Genomic DNA, 22,711 nt, shown 5'->3' with positions numbered 1-22,711 from the left:
GGCTGCATCTGCAAGTAACACTAACTTTTCATCTTCTACTTCGCAGTTCTCCGGTAATTTGAATGGAGTAAAGTTTCCATATGGAACACGCATATATTCAGCTTGTCCGCCAGCAAATCCACCGGTTGTTTCTGAATATCCAAAGAAACCGCCCATTTCACCATGAGGGTTTGAATTATCACATTGGCTGGTTAAATCATGGTTACAGTACCAGCAATGCCCGCAGCTTACATTAAAGGGAATAATTACCCGATCCCCTTTTTTCAATTTTGTTACTTCCGGTCCTACTTCTTCGACTACCCCCATCGGTTCATGGCCTATTACGTAATCAGTTGGCATATTGGGAATCATTTGATGAATCAAATGCAAATCGGATCCGCATATAGCAGAAGATGTTATTTTTACAATGATATCATCGCCATTTTTAATTTTTGGGTCTTTTACTTCTTTAACCTGGACATTTTTACTCCCCTGGTACGTGACAGCTTTCATTTTTCTCTAACCTCCCTTATTTATTAGGCGTTGCGAACATTCCAAGTCTATCCGTATCATTCGGGAATAAGTTCATCCGGGCAATCATTAAAGCATTGTCGGCAGATTTAAGATCCAACTCAACTTGCTTGCCAACATCGTTCGGATATAACCAGCCCTTGCTTATCATCAATTCAGATATCTCGGTGTGTAAATCAATAGATAGTTCCATTTGCCTGTATAATGCCTCTCTTAACTCCAGGCTCGATGTTTCAGTTAACGCAATGGCATATGTATGAATGCCCGTTTTAACTGAAAGAAGAAACTCCAATGCAATGCCCGAATCTGCCATTTCTGGCATATGTTCAGCCCCTTGGGGATCCAAATAATCCATTTCCATTTTTTTCACCTCATTCTATATAATTGGTTCTTGCCCCTTTATAAAATTCTTTAAGTTCATTTATCGCTGCAATTGACTGTTGAACATTTTTTTCCATCAGTGCTTTTAAATCATTATCGAAACAAAGGCCCTGCATAAGCTTTGATTTCAATAAGCATACAGTTTTCAGGTTTAATACCTCATGTGTTTCCATTGTTTCATGATAAGCCAAGCTTTTCTTCTCCATGACTTCACCTCCTGAAATTAAAATCCCTTTAATATGTGAATATTATTCAATTGAATATTACTGGTTATGGAATATTTTTGGTGGAATGTGAATCTCCTGTCTGAAGCAAGATAAGAGAAGTTTTTAAAGATTGGAGAGATACTCTTGACAAAATATTTAGGACTTCACGAAACACTGGAGACACTCGAGTTAATTGCATTTAAAACAGTATGTTTAACAAAAGCTGTAACTATGAGCAAATTACTTCCTGATGGAGATCTTAAAACGATTCTTTCTGGTGATTTAGAATCAGGAAGTCAAGGTCTGAAGCAACTTCAGACCTTTATTACAAACCGGGAGGAGACTCACAATGACTAATCTCCTGCAAAATATGGCTGGAATGGGAGGATTAACAGAACGGGCAATCGCCTCAGATTTTCTGATTTCATCTAAATCTGCCGTCAGAAATCTCGCATTTGCTATTACGGAAACAGCTACACCTGAACTGAAATCAGCTCTTCGCGAGCAATTAAGAAATGCAGTGGATGCACATGCCAAGATAACAGATTATATGACTGCCAATGGATATTATCACCCAAATGATTTAGATGACCAAATAAATGTGAGACTTCAGGATGCACATACCGCTTTAAACCTCAAAGAACAATAGGGGCAGTATCGTATGTTTTATTGAAGGTAAAAATCAGCTGCTATTAAACAGCTGATTTTTCCGAAACATTACCTATCCTTTTTCATCGGAACCCTCATAGCAATAAATTAATTTTGCGGCCACTGCACCAATAGTAAGTCCCGTAATATAGATGATGCTCGAACACTATGATATTTTCATGCTCTCCTCTTCCTCCAAGCTAAAAATATCCAGCCTTATTCGGTATATGTTTCCTCATTTTGCTTAAAATACATATAACATATTCACAAAGGAGAGCGTGCCATGAAAAGAAAAATCCGGCTTCCTGGAACGGAAGAAGTTCAAGACGAGCAATCTGCCAATTTTCTGTTAGTAGAGCTCGATAAGCTGAAAGAAATGTTTTCATATCCTTTGAACAGCGATTTTAAAATCAGGAAACTTTTCAGGCCTAATCAGCAACGGGTGTTTATTTGTTATTTGAATTCGATTGTAAATACTGAAGTGATAACACGTGATGTGATCTCTCCTCTGTTGAAAACCGAAGAAACATATTTACCGTCTGTTTTACCTAATTTCGAAATAAAAACCGCATCATTAATTGATGCAGTAACCTTTCTGAATAATGGATTCGCTTATATTTTTCAAGAAAAAGATCCTAATGGATATGTGATGAACGTGGCGAACTTTGAATCCCGATCAGTCGGAACCGCAGAAACAGAAATTGTCATTAAAGGACCGAAAGAAGCGTTTACAGAAAATGCTCAAAAAAATATTTCACTAATTCGAAAAAAAATAAGGAATGAGCAGCTAATCGTCGAGGATATACCGATGCAGGCGAATTCAGCTGATATCGTCAGCTTGCTTTATATTAAAAATGTGGCAAATGAAGATATCTTACAAAATATTCGAAATAAATTATCGGAAATTAAAGTAGAAAACGTTCAAAATGTTGAAATACTCGAACAGCTGATTGAAGACAAACCCTATTCTCTCTTTCCAACGATCATGTACACAGAAAGACCAGATTTAGCTTCTGCTCATTTAGAAGAGGGTCATTTTATTTTATTGACCCAAAGTTCATCAGCATGTTTGATACTGCCGATTACATTTTGGTCATTATTTCATACAGGCGAAGAACATTATTTACGGTTTTTCCCAGGGAATTTCACCAGACTGATTCGACTTATCAGCCTGCTTATTACACTATTTGCTTCTCCTTTTTATGTAGCTATTACTACTTTTCATCAGGAAATGCTTCCAATCGATTTATTACTAGCCATTAATGCTACCAGGGAGAAGGTTCCATTTCCTGTTTTTATTGAAATTTTTATTATGGAGCTTTCTTTTGAATTAATTCGTGAAGCCGGTCTTAGGATTCCTACCCAGTTAGGACCTACGATTGGAATTGTTGGAGGTTTGATTTTAGGACAAGCCGCAGTACAGGCAAATATCATAAGTCCGATTATCGTCATTATAGTTGCTCTCTCTGGATTAACTTCCTTTACAATTTCTGAGACTAGTTTAAATTACAGTGTCAGGATTTTTAGATATCCGTTTATTCTTATAGCTGCTATTTCCGGGATATATGGTGTGGCTCTTTTGTTTGCCGGATTAATTGTGTATCTTGTTTCGTTAAAATCATTCGGGGTTCCATTTTTCTCCCCGCTCACTCCACATTATCCAGCTGCTGGTGATACGTATTTTAGATCAATCATTAAAAAAGAAGGAATGCGATCAGGTAATTTGCTCCCAAAAAGCATGAAGAAAAAGTAGCAAGAGGATGATCACGTTGAATATCAAAACAGCAGGAAAAATAGGAAAAAGAGAACAATTTTCAATTTTACTCATTTGTATGGGCATTAAAATGACAGATACGATTCCTGCTCTCCTATATGCAGATACGAAAAGTGCATCTTGGATGGTTCCGCTTCTATCTGCGGCCTTCCTTCTCCCTTTCTTTTGGCTGACACTTAAAGTCGTAGAAAAGTATGAAAACAAAAATTTAATAGACGTTATGTATCTTGTGTATGGAAATTTTTTTGGCTTTTTGTTTGGATTTGGTTTTATCGCAATCTCTTTTATGATAACCATGGTCGACAGTAAAGATTATATTGATAGTATTGCATCGCTGTATTATCCGAATACCCCGCTTGTGTTTCTTATTTTACTTCCATTAGCCGGCTGCTTGTTTGCTAATCGCAGAGGACTTGAAGCAATCGGGTCTGCCATGTATTTTTTTCTCCCCTTTATTAAAGGAGCGTTCCTTCTTTTAGCTGTATTAATGTTATGGGAAGTCGAGTGGAAAAGAATGTTTCCGTTATTTGGCGGAGGTATTCCAGTGATCTTAAAAGAGAGCTTTTTGAAGTCTTCTATCTTCGGGGATGTTTTCGTCCTATTACTTATTTACCCTAAATTACATGATAAAAAATCTTTTAAGAAAATCAGCTCTTTTGCAATCGTCATTGCAGCATTGGAAATTAGTGTTTTTATTTTATTATATACGTTTGTATTTGAATATCCATTCATTCAGAGAATGACTTACCATTTTCATGAAGCAGCCAAACTCGTTGAATTAGGAGAGTTCGCTACTCATATCGAAACGTTCTTCTTGTTTTTTTGGCTGCTTGGGGCTACTTTTCGCTTTTCATTTTATCTGTATGCTATGTCTGTTGGATTTGGTTCACTTTTTAAAATAACAGATTCGAAGCCTTTAACAGTGCCTATTACAGTACTTGTTTTCCTTGCTCATCTGGTTTTAGCCAACCCCAGCATCAATACATTTTATCTACGCGAAAGGATATTCTCGATTACTTCATTTATTCTAGCCGGAATGGCTGTGCTTATTTGGTTGGTACATAAAAGTAGAGGAATGAATTCATCATGAAAAAAAATCTATTGATTCTTTTTGTGTTTTTACCGATGCTGACTAGCTGCGGAGATATGAAACAAATGGAGGAACTAGGATACGTTATTGCAATTGGACTTGATAAAGGGGATGACGGAAATATTAGGGTCACGTTTCAAATTGCAAATCCAGAAGTAGGCACCTCACTTGCTGGCGGCTCACAGGCCCCCGAAGATCCTTCTGAAATTATTTCAATAGACACAAATGATTTTATTACAGCCAGAAATACAGCAAATCTCATTTCAACGAGAAAGTTAAACTTTTATCAAACGATTGTACTGATTGCATCAGAAGATTTGGCAAGTACAGACGATTTCCTTCACATTTTATATGCATCGATTCGCGAACGAGAACTTCGGAAAGAAACCACCCTGCTTATTTCTAAAGAAAAAGCAGAAACATTTATTCGGAAAACACACTCGCCGCTTGAATCACGACCGCATAAATACTATCAATTAATGATTGATAATGCCCAGAATACCGGTCTTGTTCCCAAATCAGATTTATTACGTTATTTTCAGGTAACAGAGACTGATGCTGACCTGCTTTTAGCCATGTATGCTACCACTGATCAAAATAAGATAGAAAAGGCGAACGAAGATGCTTTGTTAGCAGGACAAATCCCAGCAAAATCCAAGTCTGCTGCCCAATACTTAGGTTCTGCTATTTTTAAACAGGGGAAAATGATTGGAAAGTTAAACGGGGAGGAAACGAGGCAATCATTAATTCTTGATGAAACATCTCATTTTAATGATATGCTGGTTTCACACTCTGACCCATTAGATGAGAATTATCGAATATCATTAAAAGTTACGTTGGAAGAAAAACCTGATGTGAGAATGGACCTATCCTTAAAGAATCCGAAAATCAAGGTTACGGTACCTTTTAATATTGAAATTCTCGGCATACCGAGTTTAAAGAACTATTCAACAAACCTGAAAAACCAAAAAATTTTAATTTCTTCCATTGAAAAAGTTATACAAAAAAAGTTGGAGAAACTTGTAGAAAAATGTAAGATTGAATTTAAAGGTGAGCCGTTTCGCTGGTCACTTGAAGCTCAAACCCACTTTCTAACGATGAAAGACTATGAAGATTTTGATTGGATGAAATCGTATCCTAATATGGATATTGATATCGAAGTGAATGCCCGAATTGTTGAATTCGGTCAGCAGGTTCAAAGCCCAAATTTGCGTGTCGTGGAGGACTAAGATGAGGTTATTAATATGGCTAATCACGATTGCAAGTGTAGTATATACGTACCGGTTTATGCTTCATAATTATCGAGAAAACGGAGGGAAATTGGGTGTAATCGGTCTGATATTTCTTATTTTCCTTTTGATAGCGGTTCAATTTTTCATCAAGATTATGTAGAGTTTTTCCCTTTTTCAAGCAGACCTAATAAGAGAGTGATAAATCTAGATCATCTTACTATACGGCAGTCCATCATTTGGACTTAGCAGTCTATGTTGAATTTCGACTGATGCTTGAGAAACCTGGTGACAATTGTAGATAAATATATAGATCTTTTTGCAGGAAAACAGGGTCGCCTTCCATAAATAGTTAAGAGCAATAAATAAGTGGAAAGGTGGTCGTTGTTTATGAGTACAGAACTGAACCTACAACAAATTGCCGAGAGTGTAACAAGATCTGTTTTAAATGCATCTGACAAAGACTTGGAAAGCTCTTTCTCGACGGGAATCCCACCCGCTATATGATACGACCTAGGCTCGGTCGCACAAGCAACCATCAGTTGAAAGTGAAACCTCATTTAAGTAACACTTTCAAGGCTTTTTCAATATCCGTCTTCATTTTGAGATAAATTATATAATGTTCCTGAAACTTTAAAATAACCACCAAAGTAATACCACAAAGTTTCGATGATACATTCGGGTCGAAACTTTTTTCACGAGTCTTTCCACCTTGATATTTTGTCAATTATGGTTAAATTAGGAATGTGTAAATATAAAGGTTGTAATTTACAATGGACATGCCCCTTTCCCAAAACCATTGTTTTTTATGCGGCGAGGAGCTGACAAAAAACACAGACGAACACATCTTTCCAAAATGGCTTCAGCACAAATTTAATCTTTGGAATCGCGAAAATGTGAAAATAGATAGAAAGCTTCTCATTAATCAATTACAGGCACCAGTTCGTGTAAGACACTGAAATAATAATTAATCGAAACATAGTATTGGATTTTATTTCAGATTAATTGTTCATACTAATTATAAAATACCTGTTACAAGAAGGAGATTATATGCCAAATCAAAAAAATAATCGTCATAATCCAGTCCCACATAAAAATCAAGTTAATCCATTAAATAAAGAAGATGATACATACAGCATACTTAAACAAGCAATGGAAGTGGATACAGATGTCAATGAAGACCCGAATCGGGAAAGATTATTGGATGAATCAGTCGATACTTTTTTAGAATCGAAAGAAGAACAGTAATATAAGAGAAGGAAGTGTCGTTGCTCCTTATCATATTTTTACTAGTTGTTGACTCAAGCACCAATTTATTTTTTTCCTAATGTATGATTTAAGATATTTAGGTATTATTTATCCTTCTAAACATTATTGTAGACTTATGTAAGCATGGTAAAGGGCAGCTGTTACACTGTCTTTTTTTAATGATTAATTTAATCAACCATTTTAATCATTTAAGCTGTTCACAATTTGAATCAAATCCTGCATGTAGAGTCCTAAGTCGATCCAATCTCCAAACGACAATTGTATCGCCTTTACGGATTTTTTCTATACTAGGTTAAATGTATAGAAAATGTTTATGGTAAAATTCATGTAAAGGAGTGAGGTACATGGTTATACATATTAAACCGTTTGATAAGATAGAAGAAATAGACGTTTTACAGTATTCAAAAGATAACCCTATAACAGATGAAGGGTATGAATTGCCTAGAGGGAGATATGTTTCAAAACCTCATAAATAATGAACTGACGCACTGGGAAAGCATTCTTCAAAATCGTCTCCTTTCTATAAACTCAAACTTTGCCTATACAATGTATTATTTCGAAAGAGGTATTCCAGATGAAGAATGGTTTATATCCCCGGGATTAAAAGGTGAATCCGTTCAATTTTTCCCTCACTTCACAGATGAACATTACAGTAACTTCTATAATTTTTGTTATTTCGTAGACAACTTTTTTCTTAAAGCATTTACGGTTTATGAAACAATAGGTCACTTATTATACAAGCAATTTGACCTACCGCTTGATGAAGATGACTGGAGAGACCAAATTAGTTTTAAAAGTGCAATTTTTAAGCTGAAAGATATAAATCCTCAACTCCATACAGATTTAAAAAAAATTAAAAACTCCCCTGAGTTTTCCAGGGGTATTAAAATGAGAAATGATATTGCTCATAATCACCCTCCCTACCAAGTTAGCTCTGGGGTTACACTCACAGAAAATATGGCTTCATATGGAGTTGGTAGCTATATACCTTCTAATGAAATTAGAAAAACAATGATAGGATTGCTCGTCAGTATTAAACAAACATTTGAAGTTTTAAATAAACATTTGACCTAACAGACATAGGGAAAATTGAATCTAATAATTTTAATCTCATCTTTTTAGCACTCAGAAGTTATTTTGCCATTTTTTTGTTTAACCCTTATTTCGTTAACCTGCCCTTATAGTTTAGGTAGAATCCTTAACAATCTCAATAAAGTTGCAGGTAGTGATACACAATCAAATTATCTCTAAATTATGTCTTATGTTGTCTAATAAAACTTGTACCAATCTAATCGTTGTATAGATTCACATTCCTGACGATACCCCAATAAAATATATTTAGAGCTCGTTTTAAAGATAGTAATAAATTATTCCTCTTTAAAGTAGCCTTTGCTGTCATATGCAAAGGCTATATTTTTTGACGAGTTTCTTCTATTATATATGATTTATTTCAATGGTCCCTCGTACTCCTTGACTAACTTATAGAAAGTCGTCTTTTTTATTCCTATTTCCTGCATAGCTTTTACAGCCGTCATTTCTCCTGATTTCCATTGATCATATACTTGTTTAAATTCTTCCGTAACGGTTGCTTTTGGCCGACCAAATACTGTGCCATTTTGTAATGCCAAGTCAATTCCCTCACGCTGTCGTTTTCGAATTCGATCCCTTTCTTCTTCCGCCATCCAAGAAAGAATCTGCAAAACGAGATCGGCAATGAAAGATCCTAAGCTATCCTTAAATTGAGTCGTATCAAGCAATGGCATATCCACCACCACAATATCAGCCTGGATGTTCTTCGTGATGTCATTCCACTCCTGTAAAATCTCTTCTTTGTTCCGCCCAAAGCGATCCAAGGAATGGATATATAGCACATCTCCTTTTCTCAACATCCGTTTAAGCAACTGATATTGAGTTCGATTAAAGTCTTTTCCACTTTGTTTGTCCATGAAAATATCTCGTTCGCCTATTTCCTTTTCTTTCATAGCCTCAAGTTGCCGTCCCTCATTTTGATCCTTGCTGCTAACTCGTATGTATCCAAACTTTCGAACGTCCATTTAAATCTCCTTTATTTTGATGCTTTTTCTATTATTCTATCAAGAAACGTTCGCAAAAGTATATACAATTCAATGAACGTTCGTAAATTAATTTCAAAGTTTTACAAACGCTAATATTGGCCGTTTTTAAACAAAAAATACGCGTTCATAAAAGTGTACTTTTATGAACGGGTGAATGATATCTATATTGAACAATTCTAACCGAACAATCTCACACCTGTATTTCTTGCTCTGTAATCTGTTGTAACAGAGCTTGAATAAGTCTTTCATTATATTTTCCCAGTAAAAATCAGCTTAATACAGTTTTACCTGAAGAACCAAATTCACGTATTTTTCCGATAACGGTTTCTTTTATTGCTTCACGACCAGGACCTATAAATTTACGTGGATCGTATACGCTAGCGTTAGCATCTATATTTAATATTTCACGAACTACTTTAGTAAAGGCCATTTGGTTTTCAGTATTTACATTAATTTTTGCTGTTCCTAATGAAATCGATTTTTTGATTTGTTCTGTCGGAATACCTGTACCACCATGTAAGACTAGAGGTAAATTAATATCTTCACAAATTTCTTTCATTTGTTCAAAACCTAAGTTTGGCTCCCCTTTGTAAGGACCATGAACGGAACCTAATGCTGGAGCAAGACAATCAATACCTGTACGTTTAACTAGCTCCTTGCATTCCTTTGGATCTGCATAAATAACACATTCGGCAATTACATCGTCCTCTTGTCCGCCGACAATTCCTAATTCAGCTTCTACCGATACCCCATGCTCAATCGCATATTCAACTACTTGCTTCGTTATTTTAACATTTTCTTCAAATGGTAAATGAGATGCGTCAATCATCACTGAAGTAAAGCCAGCATCAATAGCCGCTTTACATTTTTCTAAGCTAGAACCGTGGTCTAAATGAATCACTACTGGAACTGTGATATTCATTTCTTCAATAAGAGCTTTTACCATTGCGGTAACAACGAGAAAGCCTCCCATATAACGAACTGCTCCTTCAGAAACCCCTAGAATTACTGGAGATTTTTCTTCTTCAGCAGCGTGTAAAATAGCTTGGGTCCACTCTAGGTTATTTATATTAAACTGACCAACTGCATACCCTTCCTTTAATGCATTATTTAACATCTCTTTCATTGAAACTAATGCCATTGTATATCCCCCTTCAAAATAGATAAATGCTTAATAACGGAACTTTTTTAAAATCGGTTACAACATTTAACAGTCGGATTAGATTGATAGACTTCTCGCTAAATGATAGTCGGACATATCTAAAGTATGTTTATCTTCTTCCGCTTTCGCAAAAGGAACATGAACTAGTTGGCTATTCTTCCAGCCAACCATTACACCTTTTTCACCTTCTATTAACAAATCAATTGCTTTTGCCCCCATCCTACTGCCCATCATTCGGTCATAAGCAGTTGGTGATCCTCCCCGCTGCAAATGTCCAAGTACGACAACTCTTATGTCAAGATCTAATTCTTCTTCTATCTTGGCTTTAAGATATCCACCATTGAAAACACCTTCAGTTACTACGATGATACTGTGCATTTTCCCACGTTTTTGTCCTTGCTGAATACGGTTGACGATATCGTCAATATGATGGGGTACTTCTGGGACGATGATGGATTCTGCGCCCGTACACAATCCGGTCCATAAGGAAATACCTCCAGCCTCCCGCCCCATCACCTCAACGATACAAGTACGTTCATGAGAAAAAGCAGTATCTCGAATTTTATCAATGGCTTCTACAGCAGTGTTAACGGCTGTGTCAAATCCAATTGAATAATCGGTTCCTGCAATATCGTTGTCTATTGTTCCAGGGATACCAATGGTGGGAATTCCTTGAGCCGTTAATTTGCTTGCACCTTTGAAGGAACCATCTCCACCAATGACAATCAATCCATCCATATCAGCAGCATTCAGTACCTCTAACGCCTGTTGTTGTCCCTCAACTGTTTTAAAAGATTCACTACGTGTGCTTCTTAAGATAGTTCCGCCGCGGTGAATGATATCACCTACGCTACCAAGGTCCATTTGATATAAATCTTTATTCATTAAGCCCTCGTACCCATATCTTACTCCATAAACCTCTATCCCTTTAAAAATCCCTCGTCTTACTACTGCGCGTATCGCAGCATTCATTCCTGGTGCATCTCCTCCACTAGTTAATACGGCAATTTTTTTCATATTCATTTGCTCCTATTCTTTTCATTCCCTAATTCATTTCGCTAATTTACTCGTGTAATCAGAACATTCAGCAGTTTTTTAGAAATGAGATTGAATTAATTTTAAAAAATAAACCATTATTATTCAGAGGATTCCAAATTGAAAAAGAGTACCTCTCCAAAAACTCAAATAGATAAGTATTGAAACAATCTAATGAGATTGAAGAAGGACTCTCTATTACAAAGGGAACTTATTTGATCTTCATTTATAAAATCATACATACCATCTAAATCTTTAGATATGATTATTTCATTCCACTTTAAATCCAGCGGCCTTCCACGATTCTGTTCCTCCATCAATATAGGAAACATCCGTAAATCCCATTTGTTTGAGACAATAAGCCCCAAGTGCTGCCTGCCCACCGGCGCCGCAAGTAACTATGACAGATCTGTTTCTATCACTCAGCTGTGATTCCCGCAAATGTTCCGGTAGCTCAAGATCCGCACGAATAGGCAGCATCCCAAGTGAAATATTCATACTGCTTGGAATTAATCCACAAGCACCAGCATCAGATGCATCCTGCACATCAATAACTAATGTCTTCTTATTTTTTTCTATGTTCTCTTTTGCTCCAACCGAACTAATACCAGGTACATTTTCGCGAGCTTCTGCTACCATTTCCATAAATGTTTTTGCCATCTTTTAAACCTCCTCTTAAACTCTTACGTACCTATTTCAAATTAAGAATCAATCATTACTAGCAATAATCTCTTTTTCAGTATTTACACTTTCTTCCCTATTTGCTTTAAGATATACGCTGAGAAAAGCGCCTACAATGTACAGACAAGCAAATGTCCACATAATGGCTTGTACATTTTCACCGCCTATTAAACCTACAATGCTTGGTCCAATAAAAGTACTAAGACCTGCTCCTAAGTTTAATATTGCCATAGCAGCTCCTGTATTTTTAGATTCAAGCCCTGGTACTAATGCTCCTAGTGGGCAAAATGCCGCCAATGTAACTCCATAAAGCATTGATACCATTATCGCGACCCAAAATACTTCTCCAAACGCCAATGGAAGGTAATAAAAGAGAAGTGTTGTAATAGCACTCCCAACACACCCAAACCAAGTGATAACGAATCTTCTGCCAAATCTGTCTCCAAGATATCCCCAAATTACACAACAAAACATATTAACAGCCGACATACTTCCCCAAATGATCAACCATTGAGAGATTGTAAAACCAATTACACTAGTAAAATAAAGGGGTAAAACAACAACGAAACCATATTGTGCAGTTGTGTTAATTGTACGAAGTAGTCCAACTACCCCAATCTTAGGGTTTTCATAAACAATCGTAATTGCTTTAAGAAAACTCTTAAGCTTTCCTTTTTCTGAATTGATGCTCTCTTGGCGGTTTTGTTTAAATCCACCTTTCACCATCAAGACACCTAAAATACCACCAAGAATAATAAAGACTAAAGCAGACCATAAAGTACCCATATATCCTAATTTTGGAATTGTAAAACTAGGATAATATGCACCTATAAAACCTAATCCACCAGCATATGCGAACCAAAACCATCCCATTATCGTTCCAAGTCTCTTATTTGGAACAACTTTAGCGATCCATACGTAGAAAGAGAAAGCAAATAACGGGTATCCAAAACCGCGGAAACCATACATTAACAGGATCATCCCATAATTTTTTGCTTCTAATCCAAAAGTTAGCAGTCCGATATGAAATACTACCCAAATAAGTAAACCTGTTAGCATTACGCGACGTGGACCAAACATTTCAGACAACACGCCAGCAAGCCAAGAAGCGATTGTCAAAGTGATTCCGTATACACTAAAGACAAGAGCCGCTTCACCGACTGTAAAACCTAAATTAACTACTAAATACTTTGATAAAAAGGCTTGCTCAATGCCATCTCCTACCATAAAAAAAAATACAGCAATAATACCCCACGTTAACTTTTTATTTAAACCTTCGACTCCCTTATTATTCAGTGTCATTGAACTGTTGCTCATCAAGCTCTACCTCTTCCCCTTTTGTTTCATGATTAATTTTTTATTACTTCTTCTCCTCAGTCTTTCGATTCTTTTGCCATCCCCAAGTTTTGTAAGTTGTTCAATTTGGGATCGAGGTTTTGGTCTTGTGTACTTACCCAGGCATATCCATAGATCATATTTTGTTCTCTTTTAATATATATTTTTGATAGGTTCTATTGAAAGTCTATAAAGCTAATATGAAGGAGCCAAAATATTATCAATAGGGTGTACTTTATTGATAAAAATTAGACTGAACGGTATAAACCGATCAGTCCATTAATAATTTTCTTACTCCACCAAAGCTCCCGTTTGTTGAATAAACCTCTATTTTCCCTTACTTATCCCTACAAGAATTTTTGCTTGAGATTTGTCATTAGACAAAGCTTCAAAACCGGCTTCGACAATGTCTTGAAGTTCAACTCTATCTGTCACAATACCTTGAGGTTTCAACTGCCCATTTGCCATCATATCAATGGTCTGTTGAAAGGTAATTGGTTCATAGGCAAAAGTAGATGTAATTTTTACCCCTGAAGTTGTTAAAGACATTGGATTAAAAGAAATTGGTTTCGCAAAGATGGAAATTACTGTCAAAGTCCCTCTCGCCTTTGTCATTTGTACCGCTTGTTTAAACGTAGGTTCAATACCTGCTACTTCAAACGAAGCATCTACGCCATTCGGTTCAATTTTTTTCACTTCTTCCACAGGATCGACATTACCTGAGTTGATAATATGAGTGGCACCGACTTCCTTGGCTTTCTCCAGTCTGGCCTCAGAAAGATCCATCGCAATAATTTTTGAAGCACCTGCTGCCTTAGCGGCGACAATTGTTAACAATCCGATAGGCCCGGCTCCCACAATCGCAACCGTTTGTCCCATCCGGAAGTTTGCTTCTTTGATAGCTTGGACTCCTACTGCCATAGGTTCAACTAACGCACCATCCTCTAGAGTTAAAGCGTTAGGTAAGACATATACATGTTTCTGGTTCACAACAACAGTCTCTGCAAATCCACCATCTGTATGAAGACCTATAGCTGCATATCCATCATAGATATCTACAGAATCGTCTTTTACACCGTAGGTCACCCCAGGATTCACCGTAACGCGATCACCTTTCTTATACTTGGTGACGCTCTCACCAACCTCCTCAACAATTCCTGCGAACTCATGTCCCATTGTTAAAGGTGCCTGGTTCCCCGTGAGTGGGTCTTTATTATCTACAGGAATTTGGATAGGGCCATGACTATATTCGTGTAAATCACTGCCACAGATCCCTGCCCAAGCGACATTAATTTTTACGTCATTTTGTCCTAAATGGGTAACATCACGATCCTCCACACGAATATCCTTTTTGCCATACCATACAGCTGCTTTCATGTTAATCCCTTCTTTTCTATGAATATTGGGACAGGCACCACGTCCCCCTGCCCCATTAAATATGCAAATTAATTATCCCACTATAAACTTTCTACGTGCTTCACTACGTTTTCTACTGTAAATCCGTATTTCTTAAATAAATCTTCGGCTTTGCCTGATGCACCAAAGGTATTGATTCCGAGTATTTTTCCTTGATCGCCTACATAGCTTCTCCAGCCGAATGGGGATGCCATTTCCACCGCAAGCCTTTTCTTCACATTTGGCGGGAGAACGGAATCTTTGTATGCCTGATCTTGTTCTTCAAAACGATCCCAAGATGGCATGCTGACAACGCGCACATCGATGTTTTTCTCTTTTAATTCTTTTTGTGCTTTTACAGCTAATTGAACCTCTGATCCTGTCGCAAGGATAAGTGCATCCGGTATTTCTTTTTCAGAATCACTGATGACGTATGCACCTTTTTTCACACCCTCATATGCATGTTCTTTTGTACCTTCGAAGGTTGGTAAGCTTTGACGACTTAAAACTAATGCAGTTGGTTTGTCTTTCGATTCAACAGCTAGTCTCCATGCTGCCTGTGTTTCATTTCCATCTGCTGGACGAATTAGCGATAATCCTGGCATAGCACGGAAAGATATTAAATGTTCAATAGGTTCATGAGTAGCGCCGTCTTCACCTAATGCGATGGAATCATGAGTCCATACATACGTCACCGGTTGTTTCATCAATGCAGACAAACGTACAGCTGAGCGCATGTAATCACTGAATATGAAAAACGTTCCTCCGTATCCTTTGATACCACCGTGCAGTGCCATTCCATTTAATGCTGCTGCCATTGCAAATTCACGAACACCGAATAAAATGTTTTTGCCCGCATAATTTTCTTTAGAAAATTGATCAGCATCTTCAATAATTGTTTTATTAGATTCTGCGATGTCTGCACTTCCACCAATAAAACCTGGAACTACTTTAGCTATTGCATTTAATACTTCACCGGATGCTGCACGTGTTGCAGGTGCATCCTTTCCTGGTTCATAAACCGGAAGATTCTTATCCCAGTTTTCTGGTAGTTCATTGTTGATTGCTAACTGAAATGCATGCCATTCCTCTGGATATGCTTCTTTATATTTCTCAACTAATGTATCCCACTCCGCTTCTGCTTGGGTACCTTTTTTCACTACTTTTTCATTAAAATCACGATAAACTTCATCCGGAACATGAAATGGTTCATGTGACCAATCGTAATTTTCTTTTGCTAATTTTGCTTCTTCCTTACCAAGTGGGGCTCCATGGGAAGCGGGAGAACCGGATTTATTTGGTGAACCATAGCCAATAACTGTTTTTACTTCAATTAATGTTGGCTGCTCTGTGTTTGCTTTTGCTTGCTCAATCGCCGTGCTTAAATCAGCAATATTATTTCCATCCTCTACACGGATAACTTGCCAACCATGGGCATCGAAACGCTTTGTTACGTCTTCAGCGAACGATTTATCTATGTCTCCATCAAGGGAAATATCATTCGAGTCATAAAGAACAACTAATTTTCCTAAACCGAATTGTCCAGCAAGAGATGCTGTTTCATAAGAGATTCCCTCCATGAGATCTCCGTCACTAACTAGCGCAAATGTATAATGGTCCACAATCGGGAAGTTCCCTTTATTATATATTGCAGCTAAATGAGCTTCGGCCATTGCCATCCCGACAGCGGTTGCAATCCCTTGGCCAAGCGGACCTGATGTTGTTTCCACCCCATCCGTATCAAGGACTTCCGGATGTCCTGGTGTATTTGAACCCAACTGGCGGAAAGACTTTATATCCTCCATGCTGACATCATAACCAGATAAATGAAGTAAACTGTATAGCAGCATCGATCCATGGCCGGCAGATAATACAAAACGGTCACGGTTAAACCATTTGGAATGCTTCGGATTGTGGGTCATAAAGTCTGTCCACAATGTATATGCCATTGGAGCTGCACCCATTGGCATACCTGGATGACCTGAATTTGCATTTTCAATTGCATCGATTGAAAGTGTACGAATTGTGTTAATTGCTAGCTGTTCAACAGAAATAGTCGTTGTTGTCATTTATCTTCATTCCTTCCATAATTAATCTACTTAAATTATAGCTATCACTAGTAAGCGATTACAATATGCAGATACACCTCGAATTGTTCAATTAAAAACATTCTTCATTCAAATACGCCTCATATTGTTCAATTATGAACATTATTCGTATATTTTGTTGATTAATTAAAAAAACAGTGCAAATAAAAAAACCACAATGTATCATTGCGGTAAATAATTCGTATTTACTTTATATTTTTTACCATACTAATTCTCACTAGGACCATAATGTATCTTAAACTTCAAACTCGGATGGTCAAATAATAGAATTTGATTATGCTGTTCGGTCATATACTGTGGTGAATAAGAGTAATTACTTCTATCCCATTCAACTAATAAACCAAAGATCCCATAGCATTGATACACAGAAAAAAGCTTTTTCTCAATTTTCGGGTGCTCCATAAAGTACAATAGATCATTTATATGAACTTCACTAATGGTTTCGCAAAATATCCGTTGAAATTCGTAGAGATCTGTTGAATTTAATACTAAATGATAAAATTTCCTATTTTGATAAATATGATCGAATAAAGAGGTCTTATTTTTTTTAGTAATCTCCTCTTGTTTATAGTATGTTAATCCTTTATAAGGCAATTTATAAGCGTTACGGAGATCTTCTATAATTTTAGCCTGGACTTCTTTTATGAGATCTTCTTTATAATTATAGTATTTATAAAACGTTCCCCTATTAACGTCGGCTCGATTTACCAGATCGGTTATTGTGATACTTTTAAATTCCTTTTCATCCATTAATTCCAGTAAAGCATCTCTTAAAGCCTCTTTACTCTTTCTAGTTCTTCTGTCTACTGTCCTTTCAATCATATTCCTTCTATCCCTTCTGCACTTTCCCTTTTGGTTGCTTAATAGACATAAAACATTCAGAATGTTGTTGAATACGGAAAACCAATAATTCAGATATGTATACGATTTACTATTAATTATACTAATATTAAATTTTTTTTCAATTAAGCTGTTTTAATTGGTTAGTAACACTACAATAAGGGTATTTTTGCATATCCCCCCGAAAAGGTTTATTATGAAAATCCCTCCTGTTTTGTAAAAGTTCAGGAGGGATTTCTTTGTATTCAAATGAGTGATAGTCTACTGTTTAAAAAAGATTGATCATTTTTAGCGGTGCTTCTTAACCTAAAGCCCCCAATTATCTTAAGAAATAGCATTTAAATAAAGATTTAGTGAATCTTCTACTTCTTTTGTGATCAACTGAATGAAATCACGATAATCCTTTGTTGTATGAGATTTATCTAACGCTTCATAATAAGCTAATCGGTTTTCCACTTTAATAACAACTGCAGGAAAACCTGCTTTCATCAATTCTAAATTTAAAAGAAGTCGAGATGTACGCCCATTCCCATCAATGAACGGATGGATGCCAACGAATATTGCATGCAACATGGCTCCTCGCTCCACTGGATGTAACTTTTGCGCCTCTAAGTCATACCACTTAATCAACTGTTCCATTTGTTCCTTGATTAAATAAGGTGCTGGAGGTGTATGCTTTGCTCCAGCAATAAACACTTGTTGGTCACGATACACACCTGCGTAATCATCATCAATACCTTTTAAAACTAGTCGATGGAGATTTTTTATTTGCCATTCTGTTAGTGGCTCACCTTTTTGCACAATGTCTTCAACATACGCAATTGCATCTCGATGATTAATGACTTCTAAATGCTCTCGCATCGTTTTACCGCCGACAGTAATCCCTTCTAACACAACCTTTGTTTCGTTAATTGTTAATGTATTACCTTCAATAGCGTTGGTATTATATGTCCATTCAAGCAATAGCTTTTCACGTAAACTCTTTAACGTATATTTTGGAAATGGTCGTAGGTTATCTAAGTTCGCCTTTTTCCTATTTATTTGTTCAAACATTTAATTTCACCTCTATGCGTGACCTATTTTTCTTATCTCAATTTTACACTAATTGTTAAATAAAAACAGCTTGCATTATTTCATGATTAGCAAGCTGTTTATCAAACATTAATATATATAAATCGACTTTCGCAGTTGAGTTTTAATCCTAAGCCCTACCATTGGTGGTAACTCAATAAGAAAAACGCTGTCTATCAGAACCATTTACTTTTATTTACGCCCAGTTAATTGACCAACAAACTCAACATCATCAACTTTCCAACCTTGCTCATTCACATATATGAGCGATGTTTTGACGATAACTGTTTCAGTGGCAGCAACATTATTAAATTCCGTAGTAAGCTTAAATTCATTAAAAAATTCAGCTTCCGTCTTCGAGGATTGATATTCATAAGGCTTCAGGCCTACCATGGATGACTTGACCGATTCTTCCGAATCTGGAAGTTCTGTTCCTGAAGGATGGGTCGCCTTGTATCCTTGATTAGTCATAAACGGTTCAATTTTTTTGTATCGTTCAGCAGTGGTTTGATAGGAGAAAAAACTTTCAAGAAACTTACGATTTATCTTTAATCCATCCGTGTTCTGGATAGAGGATAGAGCTTTAACCTGATCTTCATAGTTGTCCTGGTTAGCTCTGACTTCCTGCAACTGTAATCGCAAGCTGAAAACGTACATAATAACCAAAGCAGCCATTACGAATCCGATCATTAATAAAAAGAAGTTTTTCTTTTGGATTGGCTCCATGCCATGCATCTCCATTTCTAAATCCGTCTAAAACCTAAGAAAGGATATAAGTTTTTCCATTCTTCAACGGACGAATAAGAAGTACCGCCACTGCTATTTGCATTGATAAATTGACCGTTCCCTACATACATACCCACGTGTGACGCCCCGGGCTTATATGTAGAGAAAAAAACGAAGTCACCTGGCTTTATTTCGTCTTCAGGAACCGGCTTGGTTTTATTGTACTGCGATTGAGCTGTGCCATACATATCAATGCCAATTTGTGCAAAGGCATATTCAAGAAGCCCACTGCAATCAAACCCTCCTGCTGCTGGCGTTCTGCCTCCCCATACATACGGTCGGCCAAGATACTCTTTCATGATGTTATGAACTTCTTCTACATTAAAGGATTGGGTACCATCACCTACGACAACCATGTTGCCGTTTCCGGAGTTGTAATAACGCATAACATTTTCTACATAGTTCACATCACCGTACCGGCTCCAGCCTTTTTTAGCAGCCATCATACTACTAAACTGGGTAGCTATTTCTTTGGAATAGCCTCCACGTTCTAAAGCGTACCCAATAAACCCATTTCCAAAGTTATAGCTTTGCAAGGATAGATTAATATCCCCTTTAGCTTGTTTTATCACTTCCGCAAAATATTTCACGCCAATTTGAATAGAGTATTCAGGGTCAGTAATCCCTCCGGGTGGAAGCCCGATTGATTCGGAAGACTGCATAACATCTAAGTGCCTTCCACCTGATTCTTGTTGAATAAGAGCCATAATAAGCTCGACGTATTCACCGATACCATTTTCCTCCGCATACTTCCGGATTAACGGCTCATATCGCAAAACTCCAGGTGACACTTGCGCTGTTCCTCCGGCTCCTTCACCAGACATTCTCGATTCAAACTGGTTCTCACCGCCCAAACTGATTGAAACAAACAAAGCAAAACCGAAAATAGAAGTGAGAAGAAGAAGGATACCTGCAATAATCCAAGTGATGGGGTTTTTGAGAATGGCAATGGTTCCAGCGACTTTTGCACCTTTCTTCAAAACTCCTTGCATAGGAACTCCTTTCTAAGAGCGATTCTGACACAATGAATAGCCGGTTGGTCGCGAAACTGCATCTAATGACGTCAAAGCGCTTCTCTCTAATATCATTTTCGCTCTTTTTCTGTTTCCTGACTTTTCTTCCTGCTCTCAGAACGTTTGACGGGTTCGGAAGGTGTTGCGTTTGCTTTTCTCGCATCGATTTTCTGTTGGACTTCCCACTGCGTTAGGTGTTTGACGGGTTCTCTTGAAGCTGCTGCTTCTTGTTGGCTTTCCATTCTGGCAGTTGGGTTACGATGCGGAGAAGGCTGATTTTCACGGCTAGTTGATCCCGAGGTCCGTTGGCTAGTATGCTTAGGCGCCTCTTGTTTTCTGATTTCTTGTCTATTTGAATTTGAAGGGTTCGAACTCGGCTTCCGAGCTTCTGAAACGGTACGTTCGGAACCTCGGGCAGCTGGTCCCGTAATTGTACCTTTACCTGTTGCCCCTTCTTCTTTTTCACTTTTATAATCCTTTAAACTCACAATGGCTGCTCCCGCATTTCGTGAAGCTGATCGATTGGCTGTTTCTGTCGCTAATTTCGATTCTTTTCCAGTTGCTTGTTTCCCTAGATTTCCACCTGTGCCTATTTGAGATGTATTTTCACCAACAGCTTTTCGGTACTCTGACCTTCCACTGTTTGCTACTGCAGGATTGGTAAAAGTCTTTCGGCCTGTACCTTCTTTTCCTGACTGAAATTCTTCTCGACGTTTTTTATTTTGGTGGCTTCTATAAGCTTTACCAACCATTCTTTTTGCTCCTTTGAATCCTTTTCCTCCAGCGTCACCCATCTTATCAATTGTATTGGTTGTAGCTCTCTCTACCACTTGCTGACCTTGAAGCATACCAGCAGAGGCAACCTCAAAGATTTCGGAACGGTATTTAAACAATCCCCAAATGGTAATGCAAATCAAGAAAACAACAAAGACATACCCTTCTACACCATTCGTTACTTTTACTGATTCGTATAGCAAGGTAACAAGACCGGTAATAACGGAAATCAACAGAACTAATCCCGCTTTCATAAGTAGTACACCCACAAGCTTCTTCCCGTGATTCAAGGCAGTCTCGCTATAAGATGGGATTAAAGAAAGGACTAGTGGAATGGCTGTGAAAATGACCAATGCCAGGAACCATAGCTGCAGCAAAAACTTAAAGATACCTAACAATAAGATTGGAATCGAAAGCGCTATGGTTGAAATGATCGTGATAATGAGGTACCCGAAACGTTCACCGCCAAAATCAGGTGACATTTGAATATTTTCAAGTTCTGACACTTCTTCCCTAACAATATTCCTTCTTTGTTCTTTACCTTCTTCAGTATGAGGTTTGATTTCTAAAAGTTTATCTACCCGGTTTGGATCCTCGCTTACTGCATCAGATTCTTTTGTAGAACCATAATTTAAAAGTAAATAGGGTCGCTTCACCATAAGATTAAACAGTTGATTTTCCAGTACCGCAATACCCTCTTTTGAATCGTAAGTAGCATTGCTGTCGAACTCATCAGAACTGATAAGCACATTTGCAGAGCTGGCAATCCCTTCAAACTCCGCCCCTCTATCATTCAACCATTTTATATTTCCTGCCGTATTAGAATAAAACCAAAACGTAAGCACCATGATCGCCAACGCACCAATGATTGCTTTTACCGCATGACCAACTTGTTGATTTACAAAGTAACGCCAGGCTGCTGAGCCTCCTACTAAAATGACAAACAAGGATAAGAAGGTGCCAGACATAATTTCGTAGATTCGTTCACTCATAATCCCAGCTTCATCAACAATACTGCTAATCAAGTCAAAAGACATCAGCTGGTTAACGGAATAGAGAGTAAAACTAGCAATCGTTTTATTGAATCCCCACATCCCTTGATTAATGGCATGTAACGCATTATCGCCAACCTCCGTGATACCGTCGCCAATATCAGCTGCCATCTGGTAATGATAGAGAGGATATTCCTTACTTTCCAAAGTCACACGGCCAACTGTTTCCTCCTTTTTTTGAACAGTTGTTGCGGCATCCTCGGCAAATGAAGCCGTTGGCAAAAGAAGAAACAACAGCACTAAACAAAAGCCTAGGCCTTGTTTAAGGGTTTGCATC

Annotated in this window: 24 protein-coding genes; 9 read left to right on the top strand and 15 right to left on the bottom strand. The window is 37.5% G+C overall.

Features of this window, described 5'->3' with window-relative positions; genetic code table 11:
* From AC1MGI_RS22210 to AC1MGI_RS22200, 3 genes are all read right to left on the bottom strand, one after another.
* The coding region (locus tag AC1MGI_RS22210; RefSeq protein WP_480350259.1) for an alcohol dehydrogenase catalytic domain-containing protein at nucleotides 1-492 on the bottom strand (492 nt) is incomplete at its 3' end.
* 16 nt (nucleotides 493-508) lie between these two features.
* Entirely contained in the window at nucleotides 509-871 is a 363-nt protein-coding gene (locus AC1MGI_RS22205) for a spore coat protein (protein ID WP_480350257.1), read from the bottom strand.
* Between the two features lie 10 nt (nucleotides 872-881).
* Nucleotides 882-1,097, bottom strand: coding sequence for a spore coat protein (locus AC1MGI_RS22200; protein WP_480350256.1), 216 nt, complete (start codon nucleotides 1,095-1,097; stop codon nucleotides 882-884).
* Nucleotides 1,098-1,241: 144 nt separating this feature from the next.
* On the opposite strand from AC1MGI_RS22200, the gene AC1MGI_RS22195 reads away from it, so the two are divergent.
* The 9 genes from AC1MGI_RS22195 (at nucleotide 1,242) to AC1MGI_RS22155 (ending at nucleotide 8,181) form a co-directional block, all read left to right on the top strand.
* Complete coding sequence (locus AC1MGI_RS22195; protein WP_009330592.1) at nucleotides 1,242-1,454, top strand: hypothetical protein; 213 nt, start codon at nucleotides 1,242-1,244, stop codon at nucleotides 1,452-1,454.
* Entirely contained in the window at nucleotides 1,447-1,746 is a 300-nt protein-coding gene (locus AC1MGI_RS22190) for a spore coat protein (protein WP_480350254.1), read from the top strand. Before AC1MGI_RS22195 ends, AC1MGI_RS22190 begins: the two co-directional genes overlap by 8 nt.
* A 282-nt stretch (nucleotides 1,747-2,028) precedes the next feature.
* Nucleotides 2,029-3,498 carry a spore germination protein gene (locus tag AC1MGI_RS22185; RefSeq protein ID WP_480350253.1) on the top strand — a complete coding sequence of 490 codons (1,470 nt, stop codon included), beginning with the start codon at nucleotides 2,029-2,031 and terminating at the stop codon, nucleotides 3,496-3,498.
* Nucleotides 3,499-3,514: 16 nt separating this feature from the next.
* Nucleotides 3,515-4,609, top strand: coding sequence for a GerAB/ArcD/ProY family transporter (locus tag AC1MGI_RS22180; protein ID WP_480350252.1), 1,095 nt, complete (start codon nucleotides 3,515-3,517; stop codon nucleotides 4,607-4,609).
* Complete coding sequence (locus AC1MGI_RS22175) at nucleotides 4,606-5,838, top strand: Ger(x)C family spore germination protein (protein ID WP_480350251.1); 1,233 nt, start codon at nucleotides 4,606-4,608, stop codon at nucleotides 5,836-5,838. The genes AC1MGI_RS22180 and AC1MGI_RS22175 overlap by 4 nt, the downstream gene beginning before the upstream one ends.
* Nucleotide 5,839: 1 nt before the next feature.
* Entirely contained in the window at nucleotides 5,840-6,001 is a 162-nt protein-coding gene (locus tag AC1MGI_RS22170; RefSeq protein WP_480350250.1) for a hypothetical protein, read from the top strand.
* Between the two features lie 887 nt (nucleotides 6,002-6,888).
* Nucleotides 6,889-7,086 carry a hypothetical protein gene (locus tag AC1MGI_RS22165; protein ID WP_480350249.1) on the top strand — a complete coding sequence of 66 codons (198 nt, stop codon included), beginning with the start codon at nucleotides 6,889-6,891 and terminating at the stop codon, nucleotides 7,084-7,086.
* Between the two features lie 365 nt (nucleotides 7,087-7,451).
* Nucleotides 7,452-7,583, top strand: coding sequence for a hypothetical protein (locus AC1MGI_RS22160; RefSeq protein WP_480350248.1), 132 nt, complete (start codon nucleotides 7,452-7,454; stop codon nucleotides 7,581-7,583).
* Entirely contained in the window at nucleotides 7,561-8,181 is a 621-nt protein-coding gene (locus AC1MGI_RS22155; RefSeq protein ID WP_480350247.1) for a Cthe_2314 family HEPN domain-containing protein, read from the top strand. The genes AC1MGI_RS22160 and AC1MGI_RS22155 overlap by 23 nt, the downstream gene beginning before the upstream one ends.
* 371 nt (nucleotides 8,182-8,552) lie before the next feature.
* On the opposite strand, the gene AC1MGI_RS22150 is transcribed toward AC1MGI_RS22155, so the two are convergent.
* From AC1MGI_RS22150 to AC1MGI_RS22095, 12 genes are all read right to left on the bottom strand, one after another.
* Complete coding sequence (locus AC1MGI_RS22150; RefSeq protein ID WP_480350246.1) at nucleotides 8,553-9,161, bottom strand: recombinase family protein; 609 nt, start codon at nucleotides 9,159-9,161, stop codon at nucleotides 8,553-8,555.
* Nucleotides 9,162-9,450: 289 nt separating this feature from the next.
* Nucleotides 9,451-10,323 carry a class II fructose-bisphosphate aldolase gene (locus AC1MGI_RS22145; protein WP_480350245.1) on the bottom strand — a complete coding sequence of 291 codons (873 nt, stop codon included), beginning with the start codon at nucleotides 10,321-10,323 and terminating at the stop codon, nucleotides 9,451-9,453.
* A gap of 78 nt (nucleotides 10,324-10,401) precedes the next feature.
* Nucleotides 10,402-11,361, bottom strand: coding sequence for a 6-phosphofructokinase (gene pfkA, locus AC1MGI_RS22140; RefSeq protein ID WP_480350244.1), 960 nt, complete (start codon nucleotides 11,359-11,361; stop codon nucleotides 10,402-10,404).
* A gap of 288 nt (nucleotides 11,362-11,649) precedes the next feature.
* A complete protein-coding gene (locus AC1MGI_RS22135) occupies nucleotides 11,650-12,039 on the bottom strand; it encodes a rhodanese-like domain-containing protein (RefSeq protein WP_480350243.1) in 390 nt (129 codons plus the stop codon).
* A 48-nt stretch (nucleotides 12,040-12,087) separates the two neighbouring features.
* On the bottom strand, nucleotides 12,088-13,377 hold the full coding sequence (locus AC1MGI_RS22130) for an MFS transporter (RefSeq protein ID WP_480350242.1): 1,290 nt from the start codon (nucleotides 13,375-13,377) through the stop codon (nucleotides 12,088-12,090).
* A gap of 345 nt (nucleotides 13,378-13,722) precedes the next feature.
* Nucleotides 13,723-14,772, bottom strand: a complete 1,050-nt coding sequence (locus tag AC1MGI_RS22125; RefSeq protein ID WP_480350241.1) for a 2,3-butanediol dehydrogenase — start codon at nucleotides 14,770-14,772, stop codon at nucleotides 13,723-13,725.
* A gap of 80 nt (nucleotides 14,773-14,852) precedes the next feature.
* Nucleotides 14,853-16,859: a transketolase gene (gene tkt / locus AC1MGI_RS22120; protein ID WP_480350240.1), complete on the bottom strand. Its 2,007-nt coding sequence runs from the start codon at nucleotides 16,857-16,859 to the stop codon at nucleotides 14,853-14,855.
* Between the two features lie 246 nt (nucleotides 16,860-17,105).
* Nucleotides 17,106-17,720: a TetR/AcrR family transcriptional regulator gene (locus AC1MGI_RS22115; RefSeq protein WP_480350238.1), complete on the bottom strand. Its 615-nt coding sequence runs from the start codon at nucleotides 17,718-17,720 to the stop codon at nucleotides 17,106-17,108.
* A gap of 342 nt (nucleotides 17,721-18,062) precedes the next feature.
* Nucleotides 18,063-18,791 carry a Fic family protein gene (locus AC1MGI_RS22110; RefSeq protein WP_480350236.1) on the bottom strand — a complete coding sequence of 243 codons (729 nt, stop codon included), beginning with the start codon at nucleotides 18,789-18,791 and terminating at the stop codon, nucleotides 18,063-18,065.
* Nucleotides 18,792-19,001: 210 nt separating this feature from the next.
* Nucleotides 19,002-19,535, bottom strand: a complete 534-nt coding sequence (locus tag AC1MGI_RS22105; RefSeq protein WP_480350234.1) for a hypothetical protein — start codon at nucleotides 19,533-19,535, stop codon at nucleotides 19,002-19,004.
* Between the two features lie 17 nt (nucleotides 19,536-19,552).
* Nucleotides 19,553-20,587: a bifunctional lytic transglycosylase/C40 family peptidase gene (locus AC1MGI_RS22100; protein WP_480350232.1), complete on the bottom strand. Its 1,035-nt coding sequence runs from the start codon at nucleotides 20,585-20,587 to the stop codon at nucleotides 19,553-19,555.
* A 92-nt stretch (nucleotides 20,588-20,679) separates the two neighbouring features.
* Nucleotides 20,680-22,710 (bottom strand): CD3337/EF1877 family mobilome membrane protein, encoded by a 2,031-nt coding sequence (locus AC1MGI_RS22095; protein ID WP_480350230.1) that lies wholly within the window; start codon nucleotides 22,708-22,710, stop codon nucleotides 20,680-20,682.
* Between the last annotated feature and the right edge of the window lies 1 nt (nucleotide 22,711).

The sequence above is a fragment of the Peribacillus sp. BM1 genome, assembly GCF_056679975.1.
The sequence above is the reverse complement of the archived record's forward strand: the minus strand, read 5'-3'. Positions and strand labels throughout refer to the sequence as shown.

Excerpts from the sequence above, each read along its gene's own strand:
- AC1MGI_RS22110 (WP_480350236.1), bottom strand. The coding sequence starts at position 18,791 with ATGTTTGAACAAATAAATAGGAAAAAGGCGAACTTAGATAACCTACGA.
- AC1MGI_RS22200 (WP_480350256.1), bottom strand. The coding sequence starts at position 1,097 with ATGGAGAAGAAAAGCTTGGCTTATCATGAAACAATGGAAACACATGAG.
- AC1MGI_RS22190 (WP_480350254.1), top strand. The coding sequence starts at position 1,447 with ATGACTAATCTCCTGCAAAATATGGCTGGAATGGGAGGATTAACAGAA.
- AC1MGI_RS22100 (WP_480350232.1), bottom strand. The coding sequence starts at position 20,587 with ATGCAAGGAGTTTTGAAGAAAGGTGCAAAAGTCGCTGGAACCATTGCC.
- pfkA (WP_480350244.1), bottom strand. The coding sequence starts at position 11,361 with ATGAAAAAAATTGCCGTATTAACTAGTGGAGGAGATGCACCAGGAATG.
- AC1MGI_RS22095 (WP_480350230.1), bottom strand. The coding sequence starts at position 22,710 with ATGCAAACCCTTAAACAAGGCCTAGGCTTTTGTTTAGTGCTGTTGTTT.
- AC1MGI_RS22205 (WP_480350257.1), bottom strand. The coding sequence starts at position 871 with ATGGAAATGGATTATTTGGATCCCCAAGGGGCTGAACATATGCCAGAA.
- AC1MGI_RS22160 (WP_480350248.1), top strand. The coding sequence starts at position 7,452 with ATGGTTATACATATTAAACCGTTTGATAAGATAGAAGAAATAGACGTT.
- AC1MGI_RS22165 (WP_480350249.1), top strand. The coding sequence starts at position 6,889 with ATGCCAAATCAAAAAAATAATCGTCATAATCCAGTCCCACATAAAAAT.
- AC1MGI_RS22175 (WP_480350251.1), top strand. The coding sequence starts at position 4,606 with ATGAAAAAAAATCTATTGATTCTTTTTGTGTTTTTACCGATGCTGACT.
- AC1MGI_RS22115 (WP_480350238.1), bottom strand. The coding sequence starts at position 17,720 with ATGATTGAAAGGACAGTAGACAGAAGAACTAGAAAGAGTAAAGAGGCT.
- AC1MGI_RS22145 (WP_480350245.1), bottom strand. The coding sequence starts at position 10,323 with ATGGCATTAGTTTCAATGAAAGAGATGTTAAATAATGCATTAAAGGAA.
- AC1MGI_RS22130 (WP_480350242.1), bottom strand. The coding sequence starts at position 13,377 with ATGAGCAACAGTTCAATGACACTGAATAATAAGGGAGTCGAAGGTTTA.
- AC1MGI_RS22170 (WP_480350250.1), top strand. The coding sequence starts at position 5,840 with ATGAGGTTATTAATATGGCTAATCACGATTGCAAGTGTAGTATATACG.
- AC1MGI_RS22155 (WP_480350247.1), top strand. The coding sequence starts at position 7,561 with ATGTTTCAAAACCTCATAAATAATGAACTGACGCACTGGGAAAGCATT.
- AC1MGI_RS22150 (WP_480350246.1), bottom strand. The coding sequence starts at position 9,161 with ATGGACGTTCGAAAGTTTGGATACATACGAGTTAGCAGCAAGGATCAA.
- tkt (WP_480350240.1), bottom strand. The coding sequence starts at position 16,859 with ATGACAACAACGACTATTTCTGTTGAACAGCTAGCAATTAACACAATT.
- AC1MGI_RS22135 (WP_480350243.1), bottom strand. The coding sequence starts at position 12,039 with ATGGCAAAAACATTTATGGAAATGGTAGCAGAAGCTCGCGAAAATGTA.
- AC1MGI_RS22105 (WP_480350234.1), bottom strand. The coding sequence starts at position 19,535 with ATGGAGCCAATCCAAAAGAAAAACTTCTTTTTATTAATGATCGGATTC.
- AC1MGI_RS22125 (WP_480350241.1), bottom strand. The coding sequence starts at position 14,772 with ATGAAAGCAGCTGTATGGTATGGCAAAAAGGATATTCGTGTGGAGGAT.
- AC1MGI_RS22185 (WP_480350253.1), top strand. The coding sequence starts at position 2,029 with ATGAAAAGAAAAATCCGGCTTCCTGGAACGGAAGAAGTTCAAGACGAG.